A 6,961-nucleotide genomic window follows, 5' to 3' on the forward strand; every position below is an offset into this window, starting at 1 on the left:
GCATATCCCGGCTGCCCCAATGTTGTTTTAGGCGACCTCGTCGGCCTCTTCGCCCTCGCCCTCTTCAATGGCGGGAGCAACAACGCCGCGGCTGTCCATGATCGTTTCATCACGACCAGCAGCTTCGTTCTTGAGGCGGTTGAGGAGCGCGCCTGTGCCAGCCGGGATAAGCCGACCCACAATGACGTTCTCCTTCAGACCAATCAGATGGTCCTGCTTGCCGTTCACAGAAGCATCCGTGAGAACACGGGTGGTTTCCTGGAACGATGCCGCAGAGATGAACGACCGTGTCTGCAGCGACGCCTTGGTGATACCCAGCATAACCGGGTTTGCCTCAGCAGGCGTGCCACCTTCAGCAATCACCTTCTCGTTGATCTCGTCGAATTCGACGCGATCAAGCTGTTCTGCTTTCAGCAGCGGTGTCGTGCCGGCATCCGTGACTTCAACTTTTTGCAGCATCTGGCGAACAATCACCTCGATGTGCTTGTCGTTGATGTTCACGCCCTGCAGTCGATAGACCTCCTGGATTTCATTCACGAGGTAGCGTGCAAGCTCCTCGACGCCTGAAACGGCCAGAATGTCGTGCGGTGCGGGGTTGCCATCAAGCAGGTACTCGCCCTTTTCAATGAAGTCACCTTCACGAACGGTGAGGTGCTTGCCCTTGGGAATGAGATATTCCGTAGGCTCTTCACTCTCATCCTTCGGACGAACAACAATCCGGCGCTTGTTCTTGTAGTCGCGGCCAAACTCTACGACGCCATCGGCTTCTGCGATGACGGCATTGTCTTTGGGACGACGTGCTTCGAACAGTTCAGCCACACGTGGCAGACCACCCGTAATGTCACGGGTCTTTGCGCCTTCCGTCGGGATACGTGCAACCACGTCACCAGCATGGATCTCTGCCCCGTCTTCAACGGACAGAATGGCATCCACAGCGAGCAGGTAGCGGGCTTCGTTGCCATTGGCGAGCTTCAGCACCTGGCCGTTCTTGCCCTTGACCACAATCGCCGGCTTAAGATCAGCAGACCGCGTAGACGCACGCCAGTCGATCACAACCTTCGATGAGATACCTGTTGCCTCATCCGCAACTTCGCGGATGGTCACACCGTCGATCACATCTTCAAAGCCGATGATGCCATCGCGCTCGGTCAGGATCGGCAGAGTGTATGGATCCCACTCAGCCATACGCTGACCGCGCTCCACCGTGTCACCGTCCTTGATGCGCAGGCGCGTACCATAGGACAGACGGTGTGTTGCAAGCTCGATGCCTTCAGCATCTGACACCACAAGCTGCGACGAACGGCCCATGACAATCACGTTGCCTGAGGAGTCCGTCACAAGTTCCGGGTTGGCGATCGTCACCGTACCGGCATGGTTGGATTCAATGAAGGACGAATCCACCACCTGCGCCGTACCACCAATATGGAAGGTACGCATGGTCAGCTGCGTGCCGGGCTCACCGATGGACTGAGCTGCAATCACGCCGATTGCTTCACCCATGTTCACCGGCGTACCGCGGGCAAGGTCACGGCCGTAGCATTTACCGCACACACCGCCGCGCGTTTCGCACGTCAGCACGGAGCGGATCAGCACCTGCTGGATACCGGCTTCTTCAACGGCATCAGCCAGAGGTTCAGTGATCTCTTCGCCCTTGGGCACGATGACTTCGCCTGTAGACGGATGCACGATGTCATTCGCCGGCGTACGGCCAAGGATGCGGCTGCCAAGAGAGGCAAGCACTTCACCACTATCAAGCACCGCACCAACAGTCAGACCATCTTCAGAACCACAATCAGGTTCCGTGATGATGCAGTCCTGCGCCACGTCAACAAGACGACGGGTCAGGTAACCGGAGTTGGCTGTCTTAAGAGCCGTGTCAGCCAGACCCTTACGGGCGCCGTGGGTTGAGTTGAAGTACTCAAGCACGGTCAGGCCTTCTTTAAAGTTCGAGATGATCGGCGTTTCGATGATCTCGCCTGACGGCTTGGCCATGAGGCCACGCATACCGGCAAGCTGCTTCATCTGTGCGGGCGAACCACGGGCACCTGAATGGGACATCATGTAGATCGAGTTGATGTCCTTGGTGCGGTTGGTTTCCTCGTCGATCTGGACAGATGAAATCTTGCCCATCATCTCCTCGGCAACCTTGTCTGTGCACTTGGCCCAGGCATCCACAACCTTGTTGTACTTTTCGCCCTGCGTGATCAGACCGTCGATGTACTGCTGCTCATACTCATTGGCGAGCGTGCGCGTTTCATCAACAAGACCGGTCTTCGTTTCCGGCACCACCATGTCGTCCTTACCGAACGAAATGCCGGCACGGCAGGCACGGGCAAAGCCGAGACCCATGATGCGGTCACAGAAGATGACAGTCTCTTTCTGGCCTGTGTGACGATACACAACGTCAATGACACCAGAGATCGCCTTCTTGGTCAGAAGCTGGTTCACAAGGTCATACGGCACGTTCGGGTTACGCGGCAGTAGGTCACCCACCAGCATACGACCAGGTGTCGTATCCACGATCATGGTGACGTCATCGCCATTCTCGTCCTTGGTGATCCAGCGGGCCTTAACCTTGGCGTGCAGGGTAACTGAGCCCGCATCAAGTGCATGCTCGATCTCTTTCACGTCAGAGAAGATCATGCCCTCGCCCGGCTCGTTTTCCTTTTCGAGCGACAGGTAGTAGAGGCCAAGAACAATATCCTGCGACGGCACGATAATGGGCGTGCCATCAGCGGGGTGCAGAATGTTGTTGGTGGACATCATCAGCACACGTGCTTCGAGCTGTGCTTCAAGCGACAGCGGCACGTGAACGGCCATCTGGTCACCATCAAAGTCAGCATTGAACGCAGCACAGACCAGCGGGTGAAGCTGGATGGCCTTACCTTCGATCAGTGTTGGTTCAAAAGCCTGAATGCCAAGACGGTGAAGCGTCGGCGCACGGTTGAGCATCACCGGATGCTCGCGGATCACCTCTTCGAGGATGTCCCACACTTCCGGCTTTTCTTTTTCAACCAGTTTTTTCGCCTGCTTGATCGTCGCCGCAAGACCCTTGGCCTCAAGGCGCGAGTAGATAAACGGCTTGAACAGTTCAAGCGCCATCTTCTTGGGCAGACCACACTGATGCAGCTTGAGCTCGGGACCCACCACGATGACCGAACGGCCGGAGTAGTCCACGCGCTTGCCAAGCAGGTTCTGACGGAAACGGCCCTGCTTGCCCTTGAGCATGTCTGACAGTGACTTCAGCGGACGCTTGTTCGCACCGGTGATGACGCGGCCACGGCGGCCATTGTCGAACAGCGCATCCACAGCTTCCTGCAGCATGCGCTTTTCATTCCGGATGATGATGTCCGGTGCACGCAGTTCCATCAGACGCTTCAACCGGTTGTTCCGGTTGATCACGCGACGGTACAGGTCATTGAGGTCAGAGGTGGCAAAGCGGCCACCATCAAGTGGCACCAGCGGACGAAGTTCCGGTGGGATGACCGGAACAACAGTCATGATCATCCACTCAGGACGGTTGCCGGACTCCATGAAGGCTTCAACAACCTTCAGGCGCTTGGCCAGCTTCTTGGGTTTGAGCTCTGTGGTTGCTTCCGCAATCTCGACGCGCAACTCAGCTGCCGTCTTTTCAAGATCAAGCGTCATCAGCATGTCGCGGATGGCTTCAGCACCGATGCCCGCAGTAAAGGCATCTTCGCCGAACTCGTCCTGCGCATCGGCATATTCTTCTTCCGTCAAAAGCTGATGCAGCTTCAACGGTGTCAGGCCGGGCTCAGTGACGATGTAGCTTTCAAAGTAGAGCACGCGCTCTAGATCCTTGAGCGCCATATCCAGCAGAAGACCAATGCGCGATGGCAGGGACTTCAGGAACCAGATGTGGGCAACAGGAGCTGCAAGCTCGATATGGCCCATGCGCTCACGCCGGACCTTTGAGAGCGTGACTTCCACGCCGCACTTTTCGCAGATGATGCCTTTGTACTTCATCCGCTTGTACTTCCCGCACAGGCACTCATAGTCCTTGATCGGACCAAAGATGCGCGCACAGAACAGACCGTCACGCTCTGGCTTGAACGTGCGGTAGTTGATCGTTTCGGGCTTCTTCACCTCGCCAAACGACCACGACAGGATCTTCTCGGGAGAGGAGATCGAAATCTTGATCGCATCAAACGTCTCAGCGACGCCTGAGGGGTTGAAGATATTGCTGAGGACTTCCTGGTTCATGAACCGCCTCTTAGGGGTGCCCCTGCCCGCCTGATGTTCAGCCGGTCCAGGGTAGGACTACAAAAAATGATTTGGCGGTTCGGACCTGCGTAGGTCCGAACCGCAAGTCGCTATCGCCTAGGTACTTGTGGTCTGCAGCTCGACGTTCAGGCCGAGTGACCGCATCTCCTTAACAAGCACGTTGAAGCTTTCGGGAATGCCTGCTTCGAATGTGTCATCACCACGCACGATGGCTTCATACACCTTGGTACGGCCAGCCACGTCATCTGACTTCACAGTGAGCATTTCCTGGAGCGTGTATGCCGCGCCATACGCCTGCAGGGCCCACACTTCCATTTCACCAAAGCGCTGGCCACCGAACTGCGCCTTACCACCCAGCGGCTGCTGCGTAACAAGCGAGTACGGTCCAATCGACCGGGCGTGGATCTTGTCATCCACAAGGTGATGCAGCTTCAGCATGTAGATGTAACCAACCGTCACCGGACGGTCGAACTGTTCACCTGTACGACCGTCATACAATGTTGACTGCCCTGACCCGTCGAGACCGGCTTTTTCAAGCATGTCCACAACGTCGCCTTCATGCGCGCCGTCAAACACCGGCGTTGCAATCGGAACACCCTTTTGAAGGTTGGTGCCAAGCTCGATCAGGCCATCGTCATCAAGCTCATCCAGTGTCGGCTCATCGCCATACACATTCTCAAGCGTCTTCTTGAGTTCAATGAGCTTGCCTTCAGCCCGATAGGCCTCCAGAGCATCACCGATCATCTTGCCAAGGCCGGCACTGGCCCACCCCATATGGGTTTCCAGAATCTGGCCCACATTCATGCGGCTCGGCACACCTAGCGGGTTCAGCACGATGTCCACATGGGTACCATCTTCCAGATACGGCATGTCTTCGATCGGGTTGATCTTGGAGATCACACCCTTGTTGCCGTGACGACCGGCCATCTTGTCACCGGGCTGCAGCTTGCGCTTCACAGCCACGAAGACCTTGACCATCTTCATCACGCCTGGTGGCAGTTCGTCACCACGCTGCAGCTTCTCGACCTTGTCCTCAAAGCGCGCATCCAGGCGCTTCTTGCCGTCGTCATACTGCTTCTTCAAAGCTTCGACATCGGCCATAGCCTTGTCGTTCTTCAGAGCAATCTGCCACCACTGGCCCTTGGAGAGTTCTTCAAGAACAGCTGGTGTCACCTTGCTGTCAGGCGCCATGTCGTTGGGGCCGGAAGCAACCTGCTTGTTGAGCAGCATTTCTTCCAGGCGGCCAAACACGTTGCGTTCAAGGATCGCGAGTTCGTCATCGCGGTCTTTTGCAAGACGTTCGATTTCTTCCCGTTCGATCGCCAGCGCACGTTCGTCCTTGTCCACACCGTGGCGGTTGAACACGCGCACTTCCACGACCGTACCCGCAACACCCGGAGGCAGCTTGAGAGACGTGTCGCGAACGTCAGAGGCTTTCTCACCGAAGATGGCACGCAGAAGTTTTTCTTCCGGTGTCATGGGGCTTTCACCCTTCGGCGTGATCTTGCCGCAGAGGATGTCGCCCGGATGCACTTCAGCACCGATATAGACAATGCCCGCCTCGTCGAGGTTGCGTAGTGCTTCCTCGCCGACATTGGGAATGTCACGGGTGACTTCTTCCGGTCCAAGCTTCGTGTCACGGGCAGCAACTTCGAACTCTTCGATGTGGATGGACGTGAATACGTCGTCCCGCACGATGCGTTCGGAGATCAGGATGGAGTCCTCAAAGTTGTAACCGTTCCAAGGCATGAACGCGACGAGCACGTTGCGGCCAAGTGCAAGCTCACCAAGATCCGTAGACGGACCATCAGCCATTATGTCGCCAACTTTGACCCGGTCACCTACCTTCACCAGCGGACGCTGGTTCATGCAGGTGTTCTGGTTAGACCGCTGGAACTTGCGCAGGTTGTAGATGTCCACGCCTGACTTGGAGTTGTCAGTTTCTTCCGTTGCCCGCACCACGATGCGGGTGGCGTCCACCTGGTCAACAACGCCTGTACGGCGGGCAGCGACAGCAGCACCAGAGTCATGGGCAACAACGCTTTCCATGCCGGTGCCGACGAGAGGCGCATCGGCCTTTACCAGCGGCACAGCCTGGCGCTGCATGTTTGATCCCATGAGCGCACGGTTGGCGTCATCGTTTTCGAGGAACGGGATGAGGGCTGCGGCGACCGACACCAGCTGGCGCGGCGACACATCCACAAAGCCCACTTCTTCACGCGGCATCATCAGCACGTCGCCAGCGCGACGGGCAGCAATCAACTCATCCGTAAACGTACCATCAGCCTCAATGGCGACGTTCGCCTGGGCAATGGAGTAGCGGCCTTCTTCCATGGCGGAAAGGTAAACAACCTCATCCGTCACAACGCCGTCGTTCACCTTGCGGTATGGCGTTTCAATGAAGCCGTATTTGTTCACCCGGCTGTAGGTAGCCAGCGAGTTGATCAGACCGATGTTCGGGCCTTCCGGCGTTTCAATCGGGCAGATACGACCATAGTGGGTCGGATGCACGTCACGGACCTCAAAGCCTGCACGCTCACGCGTCAGTCCGCCCGGCCCAAGCGCTGAGAGACGACGCTTATGGGTAATCTCAGACAGCGGGTTGGTCTGGTCCATGAACTGGGACAGCTGCGAAGACCCGAAGAACTCACGCACCGCAGCCGCGACCGGCTTGGCGTTGATCAGGTCCTGAGGCATTACGGTGTCGATGTCGACA

Annotated in this window: 2 protein-coding genes; both read right to left on the reverse strand. The window is 57.0% G+C overall.

The window, feature by feature from the left end:
- Positions 1 to 27: 27 nt before the first annotated feature.
- A complete protein-coding gene (rpoC, locus tag BN1012_RS08490; RefSeq protein ID WP_043949292.1) occupies positions 28 to 4,224 on the reverse strand; it encodes a DNA-directed RNA polymerase subunit beta' in 4,197 nt (1,398 codons plus the stop codon).
- A gap of 117 nt (positions 4,225 to 4,341) precedes the next feature.
- The coding region (gene rpoB, locus BN1012_RS08495) for a DNA-directed RNA polymerase subunit beta (RefSeq protein ID WP_043949293.1) at positions 4,342 to 6,961 on the reverse strand (2,620 nt) is incomplete at its 5' end.

The sequence above is a fragment of the Candidatus Phaeomarinobacter ectocarpi genome (assembly GCF_000689395.1).
GTDB classification, from domain to species: Bacteria; Pseudomonadota; Alphaproteobacteria; order CGMCC-115125; family CGMCC-115125; genus Pyruvatibacter; species Pyruvatibacter ectocarpi.